Origin of the sequence: Flintibacter hominis (genome assembly GCF_014287965.1) — a bacterium.
GTDB classification, from domain to species: Bacteria; Bacillota; Clostridia; order Oscillospirales; family Oscillospiraceae; genus Lawsonibacter; species Lawsonibacter aceti.
The window spans coordinates 254,480-274,197 of record NZ_JACOPO010000002.1 but is presented as its reverse complement, the minus strand read 5'-3'; the positions used below and the strand labels follow the sequence as shown (position 1 = coordinate 274,197).

The window sequence follows — 19,718 nt, the reverse complement described above, 5'->3', positions numbered from 1 at the left end:
GCGCGGAGAAAGGCGGGCCCACTATGAATGACAAGCTGATTCGTCAGATCACCGGCGAGATCGCCGAGGCCCTGGTATCCCGAAAGCTGGCCGCGATTCCCAACCGAAAGGCCGCCCAGGCCCTGCTGAAGTCCTGCGGCATGGCCGAGAGCCTGGCGGCCCTGTTTCCCATCCGGGAGCGGTTGAGCTGCGTACGGGTGCTGGAGCTGTGCGCCCCGGTCCTGGAGCGTCTCTGTCCCCAGGGACCGGAGAAGGGGTGGGAGCCCTTTATCTATCAGTATGTGTGCCGGCTGATGTTCCCAGAAAACGGCTTTGCGCCGGAGGCCGACCGGTATGCCCAGGGGGCGGAGTTCTATCTCACCGTACTCCAGGTCCTGCTGGACCATGAGCGGGCTGCCCTGCCCTTTGACCCAATGCTGGACTTCCAGTTTTTGACGGAGGAGGAGTACTCCCTCTGCGACCAGGCAAAGGAGTACCGCTGGTTTCTGGCTGCGTGGCGGGAGGAGTTCGTCTACGAACTGATGCGGATGGGATTGGAGGTTACTCCCTTCCGTGCCCTGAATCATATTGCCGGCGTTCACTATATCGCTATGACGGCGGCCAGAGGTCTGGCGGAGGCTCAGGTGGACGTGGATCTGGCCCTGATCTCCGCCGCGGCCGCTGCCCACGATGTGGGCAAATTCGGCTGCCGGCCTGGGGAGCGGGTGCCCTACCTCCACTATTACTATACTGACCAGTGGCTGCTGGGCCGGAAGATGGAGGCGGTGAGTCACATCGCCTCCAACCACTCGACCTGGGATCTGGAGTTGGAGTCCCTGTCCGTGGAGTCCCTGCTTCTTATCTACGCCGACTTCCGCTGCAAGCAGGAGCGGGACCAGGAAGGAAACGAGGTGACCACCATTTTTCCCCTGGATCAGTCCTTCCAGGTCATTCTGTCCAAGCTGGACAATGTGGACTATGAGAAGCGCCGCCGGTATGAGTTCGTCTATGGAAAGCTTCATGACTTCGAGGACTATATGCGTTCACTGGGGGTAGACGTGGACCTCACTGGCCGCCCCCAGCCTCCGCTGCCCCACAAGGACCCGGCGCTCATGGATCCGGAGGAAACGCTGGAGGGGCTGATTCTGCTGTCGGTGGATCACAATCTGCGGCTGATGCACATGCTGTCCAACGAGCAGAAGTTTGGCAACATCATCGAGGAGGCCCGCTCTGTCAAGAGCTGGCAGCAGCTGCGGGCCTATCTGAATATCTTTGAGGAATATTTTACCTATCTGTCTGTCCGACAGAAGACCCAGGCCCTGTCCTTCCTCTACGAGCTGCTGATGCACCGTGAGGGTGATATCCGCCGCCAGGCCGGTGGACTCATCGGCCAGCTGATCGCCCGTTTCCACCTGGTGTACCGCAAGGAGGTGCCCGCCGACGCCCAGAGCGACCCGGCGGAGGAGGTGCCCTTTACCCTGTGGGAGCAGTATCTGGACATGATCATTTTTCCAGACCACAAGACCACCCCCCAGCAGCGATCCCACATCGGCTATACTCTGAAGCTGGTCATCGGTTCTATGCTGGACCACGCTCGGCCGGGAGATATTCCCCGGTTCCTGGGGGCCTTTCTGCGCTATTTTGAGACCCCAGAGGACACCATCCCAGACACCGCCTTTACCCTGCTGGATGCGGTACGTTACCTGCCGCCCCAATACTACGGAGATGACATCCGTGGCAGGCTGATCGAGTTTGCCGCCCACTTTATCAGGTCCGACGACCTGCGCCTGGTCACCGCCGCCCTGGAGTTCCTGCGGGAGGCGGAGCGGTCCATCCCTCGGAGCCATCCCCAGATGGCCCGCATCGCCCAGGTGGCCCGACAGGCTGGCTCCGACCAGCTGACCACAATTTTCCTGAAGTATAAGATCTTAAGCCGGGCCGGGGAGGACGCCACCCCTCTGGAGCAGACTCTGTACCAGTTGGACATCACCAGCGAGGTCTTTTTGGACAACCTAAAGACGGCCACCCCCTGGATCGTCAAGGTGGCCGGCGTGGAGCTGCTCCGGGACCAGGTGGAATACGGGATGCGCACCCATATTCTTCACATCGCCACCCACTTTTCCAACCTGGTCAAGGTATCTGAACGGGTGGTGGTCCGGCATACCGCCGGCTCCGCCCTGGTACGCACTCTGTCCCTGCTGCGCCGGGACCAGCGCAACGAGGTAGTGGTGGAGCTGGGCAAAGGGCTGGAGATGGGACAGTACGAGATATCCAAATATATCCCCCAATACCTGGGGGAGGCCGCCCTCTATCTTTACCCCTCTGAGCTGGACGAGCAGGTGCTTTGGCTCAAGGGGCTGCTGGGCTCCCCCAACGACTCCGCCGTATCCGGCGCCCTGAATACCATTGGAGTCCTCTTACAGCACTATCCCGCCTACCGGGATCGCTTTCCTGAGCCGGACAAGCACTACGAGGGCCGGCGGCAGGAGCTGCTGGGACTGCTTCTCCAGGGGCTGGCCCACTATCGGGAGGCAGTGCGGCAGGAGGCCCTGCTGGTGACTGGCAAGCTCCTCTTTGAGTCCCCCATCCTGGACATGGAGGAGAAGGCCCGGCTCTTTGCCCTGTGCTACCGTAAGCTCCTTTTCCTGACACAGGAGACCACGGGGCACAGCGGCTTGACCTTCTTCTACCGGGCCGCCGCTCTGGCCCATATCAACAGATTCATCGCCCTGCGGCGGTTGGACCAAGGGCCTTTTCAGTTCTCCTGCCCCACGAAGATCGCCTTTTTCCCTGGCACCTTTGACCCCTTCACCCTGTCCCACAAGGGCATCGTCCACGCCATCCGGGACCTGGGGTTCGAGGTCTATCTGGCTGTGGACGAGTTCTCCTGGTCCAAGAAGGCCCAGCCCCACCTGGTCCGCCGGCAGATCGTCAACCTGTCTATTGCCGGGGACTTCCACGTCCACCTGTTCCCGGACGACATCCCGGTGAATATCGCCAATCCCAGGGACCTGAAGCGGCTGGTGGAGCTGTTCCCCGGTCAGCAGGTCTATATCGTGGCGGGCAGCGATGTGGTGGCCAACGCGTCCTCTTACAAAACGGAGCCCAGGCCCTTCTCCATCCACCACATGGACCACGTCATCTTTCGCCGGGCGGGAGAGGCGGAGCTGCCGCAGCCCCTGCCCATCACGGGGCGGGTCATTCAGCTCCAGCTGCCCCACCATCTGGAGGACATCAGCTCCTCCCGCATCCGGGAGAACGTGGACCTGAACCGGGACATTTCCAACTTCATCGACCCGGTCATTCAGGACTTTATCTATCAAAACGGCCTCTACCTCCGGGACAGCCAGGACAAGCCCCTGCTCTATGCCGGGGACTTGGAGTTCCAGTGGGTGAAGGACCCCTCCCCGCTGCTGCTGGCGGACATCACCGCCGGTCATCCCGAGGGGGAGGCCCTGCGCTCCGCCATTATCCGGAAGGGGGACCAGCTTCTCCTTCTCCACCGTACCGGGGAGGAAGGGAAGCTGCTGGGCTATGCCAGCTACCGCTATCTGGCCTCCTCCGACCTGTTCCCGGCTACCGAGGACCCGCGGCTGGCGGACCGCCTGCGGCTGCGGGCGGGGGGAAAGGTGCTGCTTATTACTGCCCTGGCTGCCGACCGGACCGACCGGCATAAGGACTACGGCCAGCTCATCCTGAGCGAACTGCTGGCCCGAGCTCTGGAGGAGGAGTATGTTTACGCCGTGTTCTCCCCCCACGACGGAAAGCTGCCTCAGGAGCTGGGCGACATCCTGTCCCGGTCCGGCTTTGTGGACCGGGAGGGGGGCGGTACCGCCATCTGGGAGGTGGATATGCGGACGCCCACAGTGCTTATCCAGAATTTGGAGACCACCATTCAGGAGCCTCTGTCCGGCAATCCCAGGGTGCTGTCCGCTATCCGCCGCGGGCACGAGCGGCTCCAGCGGGCTATGACCGGCCTTTATCCCGGCTGCCTGGTGCTGACTTTGTCCACCGATATCATCCACCACCGCCTGCTGGAGAAAATCACGGCTTATAACAATGTCCCCGCCACCCCCACCACCCCCAGGACGCTGGGCGAGGATATGTGTGTCCCCTTCGGCAAGATGCTCCGGGGAAAGATTGTGCCCAACACGGTGACCAAGACCATCCACACCGACAAGGTGTTTACGCCTGATCTGTCGGAGAGCGTGATGGAGGCGTTCCCATACTATGCCCCCATCCCCAGCCAGATCCGCACCATCAAGTCCTTCAATCGCCCGGTTATCCTGGTGGACGACCTGATGCACCCCGGCTTTCGGATGGGGAGTCTGGACCCCATCCTTCGCCAAGAGGGGGTGGATATCCGTATGGTGCTGGTGGGTATCCTGTCCGGCTATGGCCGGGATCTGATGCGCTCCTGGGACCGGCCGGTGGACTGCGTCTACTTCCTGCCCCGGCTGCGCCAGTGGTTCGTAGAGGCCACCCTGTATCCCTTTATCGGCGGCAATACGGTCCGCCGGCCCGCCTCCCCGGTGCCGGGGCTGCTGCCGGGCATCAACCACATCCTGCCCTATGCGGCGCCGCCCTACCAGGATGAGTGCGGTCGGGAAGCTGTCTTTCAACTGTCACGCACCTGCCTGGAGGCCGCTCTGGATGTGATGCGGGTGCTGGAGCGGGAGTACCGGGTCCTCTATGGCCGCAACCTGACCCTGTCCCGGCTGCCAGAGGCGGTCGTCCTGCCCCTGTGCCCGGACAAGGGTACCTGCTTGAGCTACGACCCCAATTTGTCCCCCTCCGTCTATCTGGAGAACGACCTGGAGCAGCTTCTCCGTCAAAACGGATGACAGCGGAGCTGCCACGCTTGTGCCCCCTGTGTCCCAACCGCTGAAACTGTAAAAAGGACAGGTGATCTGTATGTATTATTACCGCTGGAAAGGGGCTGCCCTGGTTTCTCCAGCCCCTCTGGAGGGCTTCGGCCCTGAAACCGATCCTGCCGCCGACGGCCCTATTTTTGCCCTGGTGCCCGGAGATCCGGTTCTGGGCCGGGGCTCGTTCCGGGTAAACCACCCCGGCCAGCTGCTGGCCGGCCACGGGCTGGAGGCGCTGGACGCCTCCCGCCTGCCTTGGGTGGAGGTGGACCCGGCCCTGTCTGCCGCCATCACAGAGGGGCGGCTCACCGCTGTCAACCCTGGCCGGGCGGGGTGGGAGGCCCTCCTCGCCGCCTCCCCCAAAGAAGGGAAGAAACGGGTGAATCTCCTGGCCATCGGTGATGTGGGCTCCACCCTGCTCACCGGGCTGAAGCTGCTGGGGGGAGATGTGATCTCCTCCATCGGTATCTGTGACCTGTCCGACCAGATCACCGCCCGGTGGGAGTTCGAGATGGGGCAGATCTCCCTGCCTTGGGAGTACAGCGCCTTCCCCGAGGTGGAGATCATTTCTCCGGAAAATCTCTTTGACTGTGACCTGTTCGTCTTTGTGGCCTCCCGTGGTATTCCCCCGGTGGGCTCCCAGGTGAAGGATGTGCGGATGGCCCAGTTCGAGGCAAACGCCGCCATCGTCAAGGGCTACGCCCGCATGGCGCGGGAGAAGAAGTTTCAGGGACTGTGGTGCGCGGTGTCCGACCCGGTGGACCCCCTGGCCAAAACCGCCTATCTGGAGAGCAACCGGGACGAGAATGGGAACTGGGACGGCCTCGGCCTGCGGCCGGAGCAGGTACAGGGCTTCGGCCTGGGGGTGATGAACGCCCGGGCGGCCTACTTTGCCAAGCGGGACGCCAGATTCGCCTCCTTTCTGACAGAGGGCCGGTCCTTTGGGCCCCACGGCACCGGGCTGACCATCGCCAACTCCATCAAACATTATGATGAGGCCATCTCCCAGGAACTGACCCGCCTCACCGTCACTGCCAATCTGAAGATGCGGGAGATCGGCTTTAAGCCCTATGTGGCCCCCGCTCTGTCCTCCGGGGCCCTGTCTCTGCTGCTTACTCTCCGGGGGGAGTGGCACTGCGGTTCTGTCTTTCTGGACGGGGTCTATATGGGGGTGAAAAACCGTTATACCCCGGCAGGAATCGAAACAGAGCTGCTGCCCCAGATCCCGGACCCTCTGTTTGGGCATATTAAGGACGCGGCGGAACACCTGAAAGAGATTTTGTAGAGAGCGGCGTCCTCGAAGTCTGGCCTTTTCCGCCCGGCCTCTTTTTAACATTTACTGTAATAAGGAGGACAGAACAGAATGAAACGGAGCAAAAAAGACACTCTGATTTCTATTGTCATCCTGCTTGTGTTTTTCATCCAGCTGAAGCGTGGGTTCAATCCCCCTGAGCTGGAGACTGGTATGATTCCGGGTGGACTTTTTCTCAGCACTGAGGAGGGGGTTGTCGTTTCGGCCATTCTGTCCGCCTTGCTGGTGTGGGGCATCCTTGAGCTCTTGTTCTGGGTATATACCAAGATCAGGAAAAAATAACTTGGTCAGCTGCTTTGTTTTACCATGCGGACATCCTACCTTGAAAGAAGGCGATTTTATGTCCCTTACTTTGCCCTGGATCATAAAGGAGGTACTCCATGAGAGAAAAAATTTTGGCCCACCCTATCCGCTGGCTTATCGGTCTGTGTGCTTGTCTGGTGTTTTTCGGTTGCTTCGGCTTCCCTATCTACAATTTCACCACAGGGCGGCGGTTTGGCAGCTGGTATTTGCTGCTAGCGCTCTGCTTCTTTTACTATGAAATCGGACAGATCCTGGGTGTGCTGCATAGCCGGTGCAAGGTGCGGAGATCAGCCGCCCTGGCCCTCGGTATGACGTTGCTGGGGCTGGCCTGCCGGTTCTTGATGGAGTTTGGCGAGGTGTCCAATACCGAAGACTTTACGCTCCCCAATGTGGCGCTCCACCTCTTTGTTGTCGTGGCGCTTACCACCCTGGGGTCCCTGTCCCCTGTCGTGGACAACCAGCGGCCGCCCCTGAGAAATGGCTGAGTTTCCCCGGCGCCCCCGTACATCAACTTTTGAAGAAGGCGATCTCATGTCCCTCGTTTTGATTCATCCATACCCTGACCGGCCGGAGGCGGACACCCGCCTGTCCGGCATTCTCGCCCACGCCCTGGCGGGCCGGGCGGGGAGGACCATCCGCACCGCGGAGGAGCTGGAGAGGCTAGAGGGCCAGAGGCTCCTCTTCGCCCTGCCTCTGGGGGCGGAGGGAGTGAACCTGGAGTATGTCAGGATGCTGGCCCGGATGCGCCGGGAGCCGGAGTTGCTGGCGGGCTGTACTGCCGGGCTGATCGTGGACGGGACCTCTCACCTGTACACCAAGTCCGCCGCCGCCGAGCTGACACTGGCCGCCAACCTGGCGGGCTGTTCCTTTGTGGGCCGCCCCCTGGTGGAGGGGACGGGAGACCTGTCCAACTTCAAGGTCCAGGCCAATAATCTGGGGACGGACCTGGCGGGAGCCTACCGGGCTGCCGCCCAAGAGCTGACAGAACGGCTGGAGCAGCCCGCTGATCTGACCCAGGACAGCCCGGAGCTGCTGGTGCTCCACGCCTCCAGCCACCATACCTCCAACACCATGGCCCTGTGGGAGCAGACCAAAAAGCGGCTGGGGGACCGGTTTATTTATACGGAAATCGGTTTGCGCAATGGCACCCTGTCCGACTGCTCCGGCTGCCCCTACACCATGTGCCTCCACTTCGGAGAAAAGGGGGGGTGCTTCTACGGCGGGCTGATGCAGCAGGAGGTCTATCCCGCTGTCCGCCGGTGCCAGGGGGTGGTTATGCTGTGCCCCAATTACAACGACGCTCTGTCCGCCAACCTCACCGCCTTTGTGAACCGGCTTACCGCCCTGTTCCGCCAGACCCGCTTTTATGACAAGGCCCTGTTCGCCATCGTGGTTTCTGGCTATTCCGGCGGGGATATTCTGGCCCGCCAGCTCATTGCCGCCATGAACATGAACAAGTCCTTTTTCCTGCCGGGGAAGTTTGTCATGCTGGAGCGGGCCAACGACCCAGGGGAGGCCCTGGCCGCTCCAGGCGTGGGGGAGAGGCTGGACCGCTTTGCCGGCGATATCAAGCGGACCCTGCTGAAATGAAGTGCCGGAGCCGCCCCAAAAGGGGCGGCTCCGGCGTTTTGTTACAGAGCTAGGAACGCCTGCGGTAACAGAAGCTGGGATTTCCATTCAGCGGGGCCCGCCATTTTCATTCTGACTGGGAAGGCGCTGATATACCTTCATCTCCCGGTGAAGCCGCCGGGCCAGCTTAGGGCCGTAGCTGCCGGGAAGGGCGCGCCACTGCCAGTTACCGCCCAGGGTGGAGGGAATATTCATTCGGGCCTCGGAGCCCAGGCCCAGCAGGTCCTGCATCTGGACCATGGCCAGACCGGCGGGGGAGGCCCAGGCCGCCCGCATCATCCCCCAGTGGTATCCCTCCCCGCGGCTCAGGCGCAGATACTCCTTGGCAAAGGCGGCCTCTTTCCGGGGGGCGGAGGCCATCCAGCCGCGGATGGTGTCATTGTCGTGGGTGCCGGTGTAGACCACGCAGTTGGTGGGGTAGCAGTGGGGCAGATAGGCGCTGCCCAGCTCCCGGCTGCCAAAGGCGAACTCCAATACCTTCATTCCAGGATAGCCGGTCTCTTCCAGCAGGCGGTGGACCTCCGGAGTGAGAAAGCCAAGGTCCTCAGCGACGATGTTCTGTTTCCCCAGGGCGCTGTTCACCGCCTGGAAAAAATCCAGGCCGGGGCCGGGCCGCCAGCGGCCGTTGCGGGCGGTGGTGTCCCCGTAAGGGATGGCGTAATAGGACTCGAAACCCCGGAAGTGGTCGATGCGCAGCGCGTCATAGAGGCATAACTGATAGCCTACGCGGTGCAGCCACCACTGGTAGCCGTCCCGCTTCATCCGTTCCCAGTCAAACAGGGGGTTGCCCCAGAGCTGGCCGTCCTCAGAAAAGGCGTCCGGGGGACACCCGGCCACTTCGGTCGGGCAGCCCCGGTCATCCAACTGAAACTGCTTCGGACTGGCCCACACGTCGGCGCTGTCCAGGGCGGTGTAGATGGGCAGATCCCCCAGGATGGAGACGCCCTTCTCGTTGGCATAGGACTTCAGCTTTTTCCACTGCTGGCAGAACAAATACTGAACACCCTTCCAGAAGTTCACCTCGCCAGCTAGCTGAGTTCGGGCCGCCTCCAGGGCGGCGGGCTCCCGCAGCCGGATCGGCTGGGGCCACTCCTGCCAGGAGCGGCCGTCAAACCGCTCTTTCAGGGCCATAAACAGGGCGTAGTCCTCCAGCCAGTCAGCCTCGCCCAAACAAAAGGAATGGAAGCGGGCATCCCCCCGCTCCAGCAGCCGGGCGCAGGCCTTCCGCAGAACGGGATAGCGCGTTTTGTATAGCAGCCCATAGTCCACACGGGCCGGGTCCTCCCCCCAGTTCAGACGCTGATATTCCTGCCGCTCCAGCAGTCCCTCCGCCGCCAGATCATCCAGATCGATGAAATAGGGATTACCGGCCCAGGAGGAGAAGGACTGGTAGGGGGAGTCGCCATAGCTGGTAGGGCCCAAGGGCAGGATCTGCCAGAAGGACTGTCCGGCAGCGGCCAAAAAGTCGATGAACTCCCTGGCCGCTGCCCCCAGGGCGCCGATGCCCCAAGGGGAGGGGAGGGAGGAGATGGGCAGCAGCACCCCGGCTTTTCTCACGTTGGAGTCCGCCTTTCTGTCTGTGTTTTCCGCCCCGGATCAGAGGGGGCGGTATCTTATTTTACCCCCTGGGGGGACGGTCCGCAACCGTTTTATCAGGGAAAACCGGAGGAATGGCCTTCTCAGAGCTGTTTTAGGGTCCGGCCCAGTTTTCCATTGTCATTTTTCGGTTTATCCGCTATAATATATTTAACAACAAAAGAAAATTTGTTGGATACCTGACGGTTTGGTATCATATCTTTAGGATCAGGAGGCGCACTATGAGTAATTACGTCATTTCCATCAGCCGCGAATTTGGCAGTGGAGGCAGACTGATTGGCAAGCGCCTGGCTGCCCAGCTGGGCATCCCATGCTATGACCGGACCATCATCCAAAAGACGGCGGAGAAGAGCGGCCTGTCCCCGGACTTTATTGCCCGTGCGGAGGAGCGGGCCCGCAGCCGCTTCCATTTGTCCATTACCCCCATCGGGATCGGGACCCCCGCCTTTGCCCACCAAGGTGTGCCCGTCAGCCACCAGGCCTTTTTCGCCCAGGCCGACGTGATTCGGGAGCTGGCCGACGAAGGCCCGTGTGTTATTGTGGGGCGGTGCAGCGACTATGTGCTGGGGGATCGGCCAGAATGTCTGAAGGTCTTTGTCCACGCCGATCTGCCCAGCCGGGTGACCCGGTGTGTGGAGGAGTACCACATCCCGTCAGACGACATGGAACGGCGCGTCATCCAGATGGACCGGGGGCGCGCTAACTACTACAATTATTACACCGGCCACACCTGGGGCGATATGCGCCGCTATGACCTGACCCTTAATTCCAGCACTTCTGGTATTGCCGGAGCGGTGGAGCTGATCTGCGCGCTGGTCCGGTCCAGAGCGGCGGTAGACGCCCAGCAGAGCTGACCGGGCCCCATCAGAGAGGAGCTTTTATGGACCATCTCCCTTCCATCCAGATTTCTGGTCAGGCCGGACGTATGGATAACTACTGTCGGGCGGCCTGTGAAACAGGGGCGAGGCCTGTCCCCGGCTGTTGCCCATCTCCTGACCTGTCCTGCGCTGGGCTCATCCTGTGCGGAGGCGGGGATATGGACCCCACTCTCTTTGGGCAGGAAAACCGGGGCTCCCAGCCCCCGGACCGGCAGAGAGACCAAGCGGAGCTGGAGCTGTTCTGGGCCTTTTTTCAGGCGGGCAAGCCAATCCTGGCGATCTGCCGGGGGATGCAGGTGGTCAATGTGGCGCTGGGGGGCACCCTGCTCCAAGACCTGCCGGGAGAAATCAGACCTTTCCATGGCGGCGGGGAGGAGGACCGGGTCCACCCTGTGCGCAGCCGGGAGGGCACTCTGCTCCACCGGCTGTACGGCCCCATATTCCCGGTGAACAGTGCCCACCACCAGGCGGTGGACCGACTGGGTGAGGGACTGGAGACCATCGCTTGGGCGGAGAGCGGCTTTCCGGAGGCTTTGATTCACACACAGCGGCCGGTGCTGGGGGTCCAGTTCCATCCGGAGCGGATGTCCTTTGACCAAAGACGGGGGGATGCGGTGGATGGAGCGCCGATCTTCCAATATTTTATGGACCTGTGCCGGGGCTAGGCCCGGCCGTATACTGACAGAGAACGGCGGAGCTGTTCCGCCTGAGGAGGATATTATATCACCATGCGCAGCTTTTTCCCGAAGGGCCGCCTGTCCAGGATGTTGGCGGCTGGACTTTTGGTATTTTTGCTCCCGGCGGTGGTCTTTGCCATACCGCCAGAGGAGCCTGGGGATCCCTCGCCCCTGGTGCTGGACAACGGCGACCCGGCGGCAGCCTATCGGGATGTGTCCGCTCTGCTGGCCCGGAGGGGGCTGGAGCGGGACCAAATCGCCCAGGTTTGGAGCCGCCTGGACCGAGAGCTCTATCACCGGCTGATGGAGGGAGCGCTGTCCCAGCGGGAATTGGAATTGCTGGTCCTGCCCTACTGCCATGTGGAAAATATGGGCCGCTATCTGGACTACGGGGAGCGGCACCCGGAACTGACCACAGAACAGGTGGCGACCGAGGTGAATATCGGCCTGGACCGCCCATTCTATCAGGGAATCCAGATGGTGGAGGACCCGGACAGCCAGACCGTCCTGGTCAATAAGTACCACCAACTCAGCCCGGACTATAAACCTGATCTGGTCCGGATGGGGACAGCCTATACTTATGGGACAGCTTATCTCCAGCGGGAGGCCTGGGAGCAGTTCAAGGCCATGGCGGACCAGGCCCGGACGGAGGGGATTCGGCTGTGGAACGTATCCTCCTACCGCTCCTATGGGACACAGGAGCGGGTATATGACCGATATGTGTCCCAGGATGGTCAGAGCCTGGCGGACACCTATTCCGCCCGTCCAGGCTCCTCGGAGCATCAGACCGGACTGGCACTGGACATCAATACCGCCAGCGTCCAGGCCCACTTTGAGAACACGCCCACCTACGCCTGGCTGGTAGAGCACTGTGCGGAGTACGGATTTATCCTCCGCTATCCAGAGGGGAAGGAGCGGATCACCGGCTACCGGTTTGAGCCCTGGCATTACCGCTATGTGGGCAAGGACATTGCCAAGCTCTGTATGGAGCGGGACTTGACCTATGAGGAATATGTGGCCCGCCTCCCTGTCCAGGGCACAAATGGCGTGCCGGCTTTGTACATACAGGGACGGGAGCTGGAGCTGGGCTCCGGCGCTCTGATGCTGGAGGGCAGAGTTTACCTCTCTGCCGGCCGTCTGGCCCAGGCGCTGGGGTGGCGGGTCGGAACCACATTCGGCGGGGAGGAAGTCGTCCTGTACGGCGGGGAGCACTGGTATACGCTGACGACCGGCCAGAACAGTCAGCGGGACGGCCAAAGGGTAGAACTGTCCGCCCCGGCGCTGATGCTGGAGGGGGAGCTGTACCTGGCCCTGGATGACTTGAATTTCCTGTTGGAGCTGGATCTCGGCTTGGAACAGACCTATGTTTCCGATACCACTCCTGCCATGTGACAAATAAGACCGCCCCGGCGCCTGAAAAGGCGCCGGGGCGGTCTTTCTGTTTTAGTTAGATGCTTCGGGCTACGATGACCCGGATACGGCCTCCCAAGGATTCAGACTTGTCATACCAGCCACTTAGCTCAAAGCGGCCGCCCTGGACTCTGGCCAGGGTGGACAAATAGTACGCCCCGTCCTGGTACTCGTAGACCATCAGATTGTCGGAGAGGGTATATCCCTTGGAACCGGACAGGAACTGGCCCCCGCTGGCCTCGCCCTTGCCGGCGAGTGTCAGGGAGTAGAGCCCGTCAGGATGGGCAGGGTCGCCCTTAATGCGGATCGGCCCCCGCTCCACAGGGTAGCGGGTCGTGCTCTGGGGAAGGGAGATCTGCTGTCCTCCTACATCCAGCTCGTAGCTGTAATAGGAGGAAAATTCCCCGGCAGACGTACTCTCCATGCGGGTGAGGATGCCGTACCGGTAAGCGTCGCCGGTCACATCGTTGAGTACCAGTGTCTCGATTTCACCGGAGCCGTTTAGGGAGTGGTACTTGACCATGCTGTCGGTCAGTTCCAGTCCGGCCAGACGGCTGGGATAGATCCGCGCGCCCTGCCCATCGCTGACATCCAGAATCTCTGCACCCTCCGCAAAGGGGTGGCTGCCCAGCTTGGTGCCGGCGGCGTTCACCTTGCCGGTGAGAGAGGCGCTGGTCAGGCCCTTCAGGGTCACCTTCCCCTGGTCATCCACCGCGGCTCGGACCAGGGCTCCCTCTTTGACAGAGCTGGTGGTCTGATAGCGGTAGGTCTGGCCATCCGTGGACAACAGCGTCACAGTTTTGGCCTGATAGGTGCCGCCCTTGCCATCGGGGTAAGAGGAATTGGACACTGAGGTGACCACGCCCACCTGCTGGCTCTCATCGGCGGATAGGGCCCCTATCACAGCGGCCACACCCCCCTCGCGTCCCAACAGCAGGGTCACTGTGTCGCCCAGAGCATATTCTCCCAGTGTGGAAAGGGAATAGGCGGCAGAGGAGGTTTCAATGGTGCAGGTCCTTCCAGATACCGTGACAGAGGTAGGGTTAGAGGCGCTGGGCTCCAGGGCCTGGATCGTGCCTGTTACCTTGTCGGAGTAAGCCCACAGGGTGCGCATGGCCCGGTTCCAATAGACCACGTCGTAGTTCTGAATGGCAGACAGCGTGGACACGCCGCCGTTGCGGTAAACCTTGGCCTGGGCCGGGTCAAAGGAGAGGGAGGACTGCCAGTTCCCCTGTGCGACCACCGGGCCCTCCATCTGTCCGCTGATCAAGGCCACCAGGTCGATTTCACCAGCGGCGTTGAGGGAATAGCCGAGACTCTCCAGGTAGGGACGCCCCTCCTTGGTGTTGGCGGTCATCAGGTTATAGAACAGGTACATGGCATCCTGCCGGGTCAGAAGGGTAGAGGGCCCGGCAGCGGTCACACCCTGGTCCAGCTTTAGACTGTGATACATGGCAAGCTGTCCGGTGGGGTAGGCGCCTGAGAAATCACTGGGGCCATAACCCAGAAGCTGCAGGGCAATGGTCACGCCCTCGGCCAGACTGATCTCCCGGTTGGGGCGGAAAGTACCGTCTGTGTAGCCGGATACCAGTCCAGCGGCCACTCCCGCCTCCACATAGCCGGAGGCCCAGTGGCTCCGTGGGACATCGGGGTAGGGGGAGGTGGCGGCCTGACCAATTTGCTCCCCGCCGGGCGTGGCTTTGACAGCCATGGTGATAAACTCCGCACGGGTGACCCGGCTGGACAAATTCATGTTGCCATTGGTGTCCCCCACCATGATGCCTAGGGCGTTGACCACCTGGATGGCCTCCTCCTGCTGGGGCTGGCTTGCCGCGCGAGCGGGGAGAGCCAAGCCCAGCACCAGACAGGCGGTCAACAGGGCGGATGTGAATTTTTTTCTCATTTTAATGGCTCCTTTTTTCATCAGAGGTCAGAAGATTGAGCGTCCAACGGGGCCCTAAGGAAAAAACGACCGTTAGAAAGGGACCGCCGCGCTTCTTCTGTCTCTAATTTATCAGTCATATCGCAGCGCGTCAATAGGATTCAGCTTGGCCGCCTTGTTGGCGGGCAGATAGCCGAACAGGACACCGATGCCCACAGACACCCCGAAGCTGATGGCAATAGCGCCCAGAGTAGGAGTGGCGTTAAAGACGGCGCCGCCCATCTGGGCGGACAGCATCCCACCGAACAATGCCCCCAGTCCCATCGCCAGCAGACAGCCCAGGCCGATGCCCAGCAGCCCGCCAATGGCGGAGGTGGTCCCGGCCTCGATGACGAACTGGCGGCGGATGTCCCGCCGTTTGGCGCCCAGAGATTTCCGAATGCCGATTTCACGGGTGCGCTCGGTGACGGATACCAGCATGATGTTCATGATGCCGATGCCCCCTACTAACAGGGAGATGGCGGCGATGGCCACCAGTACCCCCATGGCCACCCCCATCATCAGGTTGATCATTTCGGCCTGCTCCGCCATGGTCTGGGTGTAGAAGGCGTCATAATCCCCGTCAAAATACTCCAGCAGCATACTGTCGATGACCATTCGCGCGGCGGCCGCTGTTTCGCCGGAAGTGCTGGTGAACATATACAAGGTCACGTTCCGGGTGCCCAGCATCTCCAGGGCGTTCTCATAGGGGATGTACACCTGGTCGTCAGGGCCGCCCTCCTCCATGTTCTCCCGGATTTGCTCCAGCACGCCGATGACAGTGTAAGCCTGACCGTTGATGGTCAGAGTCTGGCCCAGGGCGTCGCCCCCAAAGGCGTTTTCCGCCAGATAGCTTCCAATGACACACACCTGGCTTCGCCGCTCCACGTCCAGCCAGGAGAGGAACCGTCCCTGGCCCAGCTTCTCCCCGCCGTCGATGGTGCCCTTGGTACTGTTGTTGAACATGACCTCGCTGACTCCGTAGAGAGAGGTCTTGTCAAATTTTTCGTCCCCCTTGCGGACGGTGGCCTGGGCGTTCACATAGGGGGAAACACCGGAGAGCACGTCCGGGTTTTCCTCCACCAGATCATACATATCCTGGGGGTCCAGGGTAGAGGTGGACCCATCCCCTCGTCCCCAGACATAGGTCATCATCATGTTGACCCCCAGCTTATCCACCTGCTGCTGCACCATGCCGGTCAGGCCGTTGCCCAGGGCCAGGATAATGATGACGGCGGCCACGCCGATGATGATGCCCAGCATGGTGAGCAGGGAGCGCATCTTGCTGGTGGCCAGGGCCTTGATGGCCAGGCGGAAGGACTGTCCATAGTTCATACCGCATCCACCTCCTCATCCGCCGCGTCGGGCTGGACCACCGCCCGTGGATCGTGGGCGTCCCCGTCATAGATGACCTTGCCGTCCTGGAGGCGGATGATGCGGTCCGCCTTGACGGCGATGGAGTTGTCGTGGGTGATGAGGACCACCGTGTCCCCCTCCCGATTGAGCTTTTTCAAAAAGCCCAGTACCTCCCGGCCTGTTTTGGAGTCCAGGGCTCCAGTGGGCTCGTCAGCCAGGATGACCGAGGGGTCCCCGGCCAGGGCACGGGCGATGGATACCCGCTGCTGCTGGCCGCCGGAGAGCTGGCTGGGCAGATTCTTTTTCTTGTCCGCCAGTCCCACCCGCTCCAGAGAGCGGATGGCCCGCTCCCGACGCTGGTCGGCGGGCACGCCGGCGTAGAGCAGGGGAAGCTCCACATTTTCCAGCACAGACAGCTTGGGGATCAGGTTGTACTGCTGGAAGATAAAACCCAGCATCTTGTTGCGAATGTCCGCCTGCTGGTCGTCCTCCATGGTGGACACATCCACACCCCCCAGATGGTAGGTGCCGGAGGTGGGCACGTCCAGGCAGCCGATAATGTTCATAGCTGTGGACTTGCCTGAACCGGAGGAGCCTACAATGGCCACGAACTCCCCCTGGTCGATGGTGATGTTCACCCCATCCAGGGCATGGACTGTCTCCTCCCCCATCGGATAGATCTTATATATGTCCTTCAGTTCGATGAGATGTTCCAAGCCGGTCAGCCTCCCATCGCAACGGCGCCCATGGAGCCGGTGGCCTGGTCAGGAACCAGCACCACCTCGTCCTGAGACAGTCCGGAAGTGATCTCGATGTACTCCTCGTTGCTCCGTCCCAGCTCCACAGGGCGGCGCTCCGCCTTGGAAAGATCGGCTATGGTGAGGCCATCCTCAGAAAGTGTGCCCGGTCCGGCTACCAGCACAGTGCCGTCGCTGTTGACGGCGGACACCGGGACACAGAGGACGCCCGTGGTCCGCTCGACAACGATATCGGCGGACACGTTCATGCCTGGATTCAGGTCGCCGAACTCCCGCAGCAGAATGGTGACGGGATAGGTGGTAAAGCCGTTGGTGGTGGTGCCGTTGATGGACACCCGGTCCACTACGCCTTGAAAGACCTGTCCGGGCAGCGCCTCGGCGGTGATGTCTACCTCCTGACCCTCCTGGACCTGGTTCAGGTCCAACTCACTGATGTTCATGGTCAGCTTCAGACTGCTCATGTCATAGAGAATGGCCAGGGAGCCGGCGTCCATGCCGTCTACCTTGTCACCCACCTTATAGTTCTTCTCAATGATCGTGCCGGAGATAGGGGCGGTGATGGTGTAGCTCTCCAGGGCGTCCTGGGCCCTTTGGAGGGCCAGCTGGGCATTTTCCACGGAGATGGCGCTGTTTTCCAGGGCGCTCTGGGCCCCATCGCCCCCCAGGGTGACCAGGGCGGTACCGGCGGACACCCTGCTGCCAGCGGTGACGTGGACGGCAGTCACCTCGCCGGAGGTCTGGGCCACCACGGTCTGGCGCGTATTTTCCTCAAAGGAGCCGCTTCCGGCACAGGCGATGTCCCCCACAGTGGCGGTGGCCGAATTGGCGGAGGTTAGAGCGCCTGGGTTATCCACCCGTATCTTCACCTGCCGGACCAGAGCACCGCCATTTCCCACCAGCTCGGCGGAGGAGATGGACTCCACTGTGCCGGACAGCACCTCCATGGTGCCGGCGATGGTCACCTGGGCCCCCTGACCGGGGGACAGGCTGGAGGCATCCGCCGACTGGAAGGGGAGGGTCAAGGTCATGGTGGAGTTGTCCGCCACGTCGGCAATAGGGGTGCCGGGAGAGACCAAGTCCCCCTTTTGGACGTGGACCTGTTGGACCACCCCGGCGGCGGAGGCGCTTGGGCTCATGCCGGAGAGCAGCTCATCATAGTTGAGCTGGGCCTGACGCAGGGATAACTGGGCCTGCTGAAGACCGATTTCCGCGTCCCCGGCATCCAGTTGATAGAGCAGATCTCCCTTCTCAATCCAGTCGCCCACCTCGAAGGGGGCGGCAAGCACCTCGCCGCTGACCAGGGCGCCCACCTGATAGGACTCGATGGGCGTCACCGCCCCGGAGCCGTCCACCGCCACCGTCAGATCCTGGAGAGAGGCGGGAACAGGAATGTACTGCCCGGCGGCGCTGACGCCGCCCCCTCCGCCCGACGGGCGGAGGAAAAACCACCATATCGCTAGAAGGACTACAAGGAGGATGGCCCCCCGCTTGATCCACTTCTTCTTTTTCCGGGGGACTGGAAAAAGAGGTCCCTTCTTCCCCGGCTCCTGTGGGAGCTGTATCTCCTCCTGTGTGCTGACCTGTGTCGCGTCCATAAAAAAACTCCTTATCTTCATGGCCCGAGGGCCGGTTTCGCCGGGGTGTCCCTGTGTGCTTCCATTGTACGGGACAAAGTTTATATCCATTGAAAGAATAGATGAAAATTTCATTAAAATTTGTCCCACCGCTGCCGTGACAGTTTATACCGTCCAGCAGGTGGAAGGTCAAGGGGAAATTTGTATTCCAGTGGGGGAGAGGGCATAAAAATTCCTGCCCGGTGAAACCGGGCGGGAATTTCGGCCTTATGGCTCCCCCTCCAGGGAGTGGATATGGTTCCGCAGCACCTGGCGGATATAGGCGGGAAGGCTGTATGAGTTCTGCTCCGCCAGACGGGCCAGCGCCTGGTAGCGGTCCAGTGGGAGAACGACGGCCACCGACTTTTTCGGATCGTCTACATGGGGACCTCTGTACATAAAATCACCTCCTGGTAGAACATGATACCAGATGGTAAGGGAAAGGGTGGGATTTAAGGGTATTTTCCTTAAAAAAGCTGCCGCGTCCTTAATCCCTTCAAAGAAAAGAGGAAAATATAAAAGTGCCGCCGGAGCTCCGGCGGCACGATGCGACGATTAAAGGGATGGAGAAAGTTTCGGGTCCAGGCAGTTCAGAATAGCCGCAGCCACACCGTCCTGTCCATTGTCCGCAACGACCCGGAGGGCCAGGTCCTTGACGGACTGGGAGGCGTTGCCCATGGCGATAGGAACGCCAGCCGCCTGGAGCATGGCCAGGTCGTTGTCGCTGTCCCCCACGGCGGCGCACTGGTCCAGGGGCACGCCGTACCGCTGGGCCAGCTGGGCCAGAGCAACCCCCTTATCCACCCCGGCGGGCACCACCTCGAAGTCATGGTCGTTGGAGGAGGTCAGCTCCAACCCGTCCAGGGCCCGCAGCTCCTCCAAGGGATAAGCCGGCTGATTCCAGTCCCCGTGTACCTTGGTCAAGGGCAGGCGGTGCTCCTCCAGATAGGCCAGGGGGTCCTCCACCACCACGGCGTTGTTATGAAAGACTGGATAGGGATAGGTCCGCAGCAGGGACTCCTTGGAGAAGGGGTCCAGGACGATCTCCTCCCCGGCGAAGATCATCAGCTCGATCCGCCGGCCCAGACACAGCTCCAGCACCCTCCGCCCCGTGTTTTGGGGCAGGTCCTGGCGCTGGAGGACCTGGCCAGTGGAGCTGTCCGCCAGCGCCGCCCCTCCCAAAGCAGATACCAGATCATCACACCCGGCCTGCCTGGCGAAAAAGCAGGCCTCAGGGATGGGACGGCCAGTATTCAGCACTACCCGAATCTCAGCGGCCCGGGCCAGGGCGATAGCCGCCTTAGAGGCCGGGGTGATCTGGCCCTGTGGATCCAGCAGCGTGCCGTCCAGGTCCAGCGAGATGAGTTTTACCATAACAGATTCCTCCTAGATCGAGAGACCAGAGAGGCCTTCGACCG

At 61.5% G+C, this 19,718-nt stretch carries 15 protein-coding genes; 8 read left to right on the top strand and 7 right to left on the bottom strand.

All coding sequences use genetic code 11. From position 1 onward, the window contains the following. Positions 1-23: 23 nt before the first annotated feature. The 5 genes from H8S11_RS04595 (at position 24) to H8S11_RS04575 (ending at position 8,052) form a co-directional block, all read left to right on the top strand. On the top strand, positions 24-4,823 hold the full coding sequence (locus H8S11_RS04595) for a nicotinate-nicotinamide nucleotide adenylyltransferase (protein WP_186852350.1): 4,800 nt from the start codon (positions 24-26) through the stop codon (positions 4,821-4,823). A 70-nt stretch (positions 4,824-4,893) separates the two neighbouring features. After that, positions 4,894-6,132, top strand: a complete 1,239-nt coding sequence (locus H8S11_RS04590; protein WP_186852349.1) for a lactate dehydrogenase — start codon at positions 4,894-4,896, stop codon at positions 6,130-6,132. Between the two features lie 78 nt (positions 6,133-6,210). Next, positions 6,211-6,441 (top strand): hypothetical protein, encoded by a 231-nt coding sequence (locus H8S11_RS04585; RefSeq protein ID WP_186852348.1) that lies wholly within the window; start codon positions 6,211-6,213, stop codon positions 6,439-6,441. Positions 6,442-6,539: 98 nt separating this feature from the next. Further along, positions 6,540-6,947: a hypothetical protein gene (locus H8S11_RS04580; RefSeq protein ID WP_186852347.1), complete on the top strand. Its 408-nt coding sequence runs from the start codon at positions 6,540-6,542 to the stop codon at positions 6,945-6,947. Positions 6,948-6,993: 46 nt separating this feature from the next. After that, the gene (locus H8S11_RS04575; RefSeq protein WP_186852346.1) at positions 6,994-8,052 is read left to right on the top strand and encodes a flavodoxin family protein; all 1,059 of its coding nucleotides are present in this window, start codon (positions 6,994-6,996) and stop codon (positions 8,050-8,052) included. An 87-nt stretch (positions 8,053-8,139) separates the two neighbouring features. Here H8S11_RS04575 and malQ read toward each other — a convergent pair whose 3' ends face one another. Further along, complete coding sequence (malQ, locus tag H8S11_RS04570) at positions 8,140-9,648, bottom strand: 4-alpha-glucanotransferase (protein ID WP_186852345.1); 1,509 nt, start codon at positions 9,646-9,648, stop codon at positions 8,140-8,142. Positions 9,649-9,908: 260 nt separating this feature from the next. Here malQ and H8S11_RS04565 point away from each other — a divergent pair, with 260 nt between their 5' ends. The 3 genes from H8S11_RS04565 (at position 9,909) to H8S11_RS04555 (ending at position 12,634) form a co-directional block, all read left to right on the top strand. Beyond that, the gene (locus H8S11_RS04565) at positions 9,909-10,541 is read left to right on the top strand and encodes a cytidylate kinase-like family protein (protein ID WP_186852344.1); all 633 of its coding nucleotides are present in this window, start codon (positions 9,909-9,911) and stop codon (positions 10,539-10,541) included. A 26-nt stretch (positions 10,542-10,567) separates the two neighbouring features. Beyond that, positions 10,568-11,230, top strand: a complete 663-nt coding sequence (locus tag H8S11_RS04560; RefSeq protein ID WP_186852343.1) for a gamma-glutamyl-gamma-aminobutyrate hydrolase family protein — start codon at positions 10,568-10,570, stop codon at positions 11,228-11,230. A gap of 63 nt (positions 11,231-11,293) precedes the next feature. Next, the gene (locus tag H8S11_RS04555) at positions 11,294-12,634 is read left to right on the top strand and encodes a D-alanyl-D-alanine carboxypeptidase family protein (RefSeq protein ID WP_186852342.1); all 1,341 of its coding nucleotides are present in this window, start codon (positions 11,294-11,296) and stop codon (positions 12,632-12,634) included. A gap of 55 nt (positions 12,635-12,689) precedes the next feature. On the opposite strand, the gene H8S11_RS04550 is transcribed toward H8S11_RS04555, so the two are convergent. The 6 genes from H8S11_RS04550 to H8S11_RS04525 all read right to left on the bottom strand — a co-directional run bounded on the left by H8S11_RS04550 (position 12,690) and on the right by H8S11_RS04525 (position 19,674). Then, the gene (locus H8S11_RS04550) at positions 12,690-14,555 is read right to left on the bottom strand and encodes an S-layer homology domain-containing protein (protein ID WP_186852341.1); all 1,866 of its coding nucleotides are present in this window, start codon (positions 14,553-14,555) and stop codon (positions 12,690-12,692) included. Between the two features lie 111 nt (positions 14,556-14,666). Further along, entirely contained in the window at positions 14,667-15,908 is a 1,242-nt protein-coding gene (locus tag H8S11_RS04545) for an ABC transporter permease (protein WP_147572774.1), read from the bottom strand. Beyond that, positions 15,905-16,645: an ABC transporter ATP-binding protein gene (locus H8S11_RS04540; RefSeq protein ID WP_279287539.1), complete on the bottom strand. Its 741-nt coding sequence runs from the start codon at positions 16,643-16,645 to the stop codon at positions 15,905-15,907. Before H8S11_RS04540 ends, H8S11_RS04545 begins: the two co-directional genes overlap by 4 nt. Before the next feature lie 5 nt (positions 16,646-16,650). Next, positions 16,651-18,282, bottom strand: coding sequence for an efflux RND transporter periplasmic adaptor subunit (locus H8S11_RS04535; RefSeq protein ID WP_186852340.1), 1,632 nt, complete (start codon positions 18,280-18,282; stop codon positions 16,651-16,653). 246 nt (positions 18,283-18,528) lie between these two features. Next, positions 18,529-18,699 (bottom strand): hypothetical protein, encoded by a 171-nt coding sequence (locus tag H8S11_RS04530; RefSeq protein WP_186852339.1) that lies wholly within the window; start codon positions 18,697-18,699, stop codon positions 18,529-18,531. A 156-nt stretch (positions 18,700-18,855) separates the two neighbouring features. After that, positions 18,856-19,674: a Cof-type HAD-IIB family hydrolase gene (locus H8S11_RS04525; protein ID WP_186852338.1), complete on the bottom strand. Its 819-nt coding sequence runs from the start codon at positions 19,672-19,674 to the stop codon at positions 18,856-18,858. Positions 19,675-19,718: the final 44 nt, after the last annotated feature.

Bases quoted from the DNA above. Each gene is read 5' to 3' on its own strand.
- H8S11_RS04585 (WP_186852348.1), top strand. From the start codon at position 6,211: ATGAAACGGAGCAAAAAAGACACTCTGATTTCTATTGTCATCCTGCTT.
- H8S11_RS04535 (WP_186852340.1), bottom strand. From the start codon at position 18,282: ATGGACGCGACACAGGTCAGCACACAGGAGGAGATACAGCTCCCACAG.
- H8S11_RS04555 (WP_186852342.1), top strand. From the start codon at position 11,294: ATGCGCAGCTTTTTCCCGAAGGGCCGCCTGTCCAGGATGTTGGCGGCT.
- H8S11_RS04550 (WP_186852341.1), bottom strand. From the start codon at position 14,555: ATGAGAAAAAAATTCACATCCGCCCTGTTGACCGCCTGTCTGGTGCTG.
- H8S11_RS04590 (WP_186852349.1), top strand. From the start codon at position 4,894: ATGTATTATTACCGCTGGAAAGGGGCTGCCCTGGTTTCTCCAGCCCCT.
- H8S11_RS04545 (WP_147572774.1), bottom strand. From the start codon at position 15,908: ATGAACTATGGACAGTCCTTCCGCCTGGCCATCAAGGCCCTGGCCACC.
- H8S11_RS04565 (WP_186852344.1), top strand. From the start codon at position 9,909: ATGAGTAATTACGTCATTTCCATCAGCCGCGAATTTGGCAGTGGAGGC.
- H8S11_RS04560 (WP_186852343.1), top strand. From the start codon at position 10,568: ATGGACCATCTCCCTTCCATCCAGATTTCTGGTCAGGCCGGACGTATG.
- H8S11_RS04530 (WP_186852339.1), bottom strand. From the start codon at position 18,699: ATGTACAGAGGTCCCCATGTAGACGATCCGAAAAAGTCGGTGGCCGTC.
- H8S11_RS04525 (WP_186852338.1), bottom strand. From the start codon at position 19,674: ATGGTAAAACTCATCTCGCTGGACCTGGACGGCACGCTGCTGGATCCA.
- H8S11_RS04580 (WP_186852347.1), top strand. From the start codon at position 6,540: ATGAGAGAAAAAATTTTGGCCCACCCTATCCGCTGGCTTATCGGTCTG.
- H8S11_RS04595 (WP_186852350.1), top strand. From the start codon at position 24: ATGAATGACAAGCTGATTCGTCAGATCACCGGCGAGATCGCCGAGGCC.
- H8S11_RS04575 (WP_186852346.1), top strand. From the start codon at position 6,994: ATGTCCCTCGTTTTGATTCATCCATACCCTGACCGGCCGGAGGCGGAC.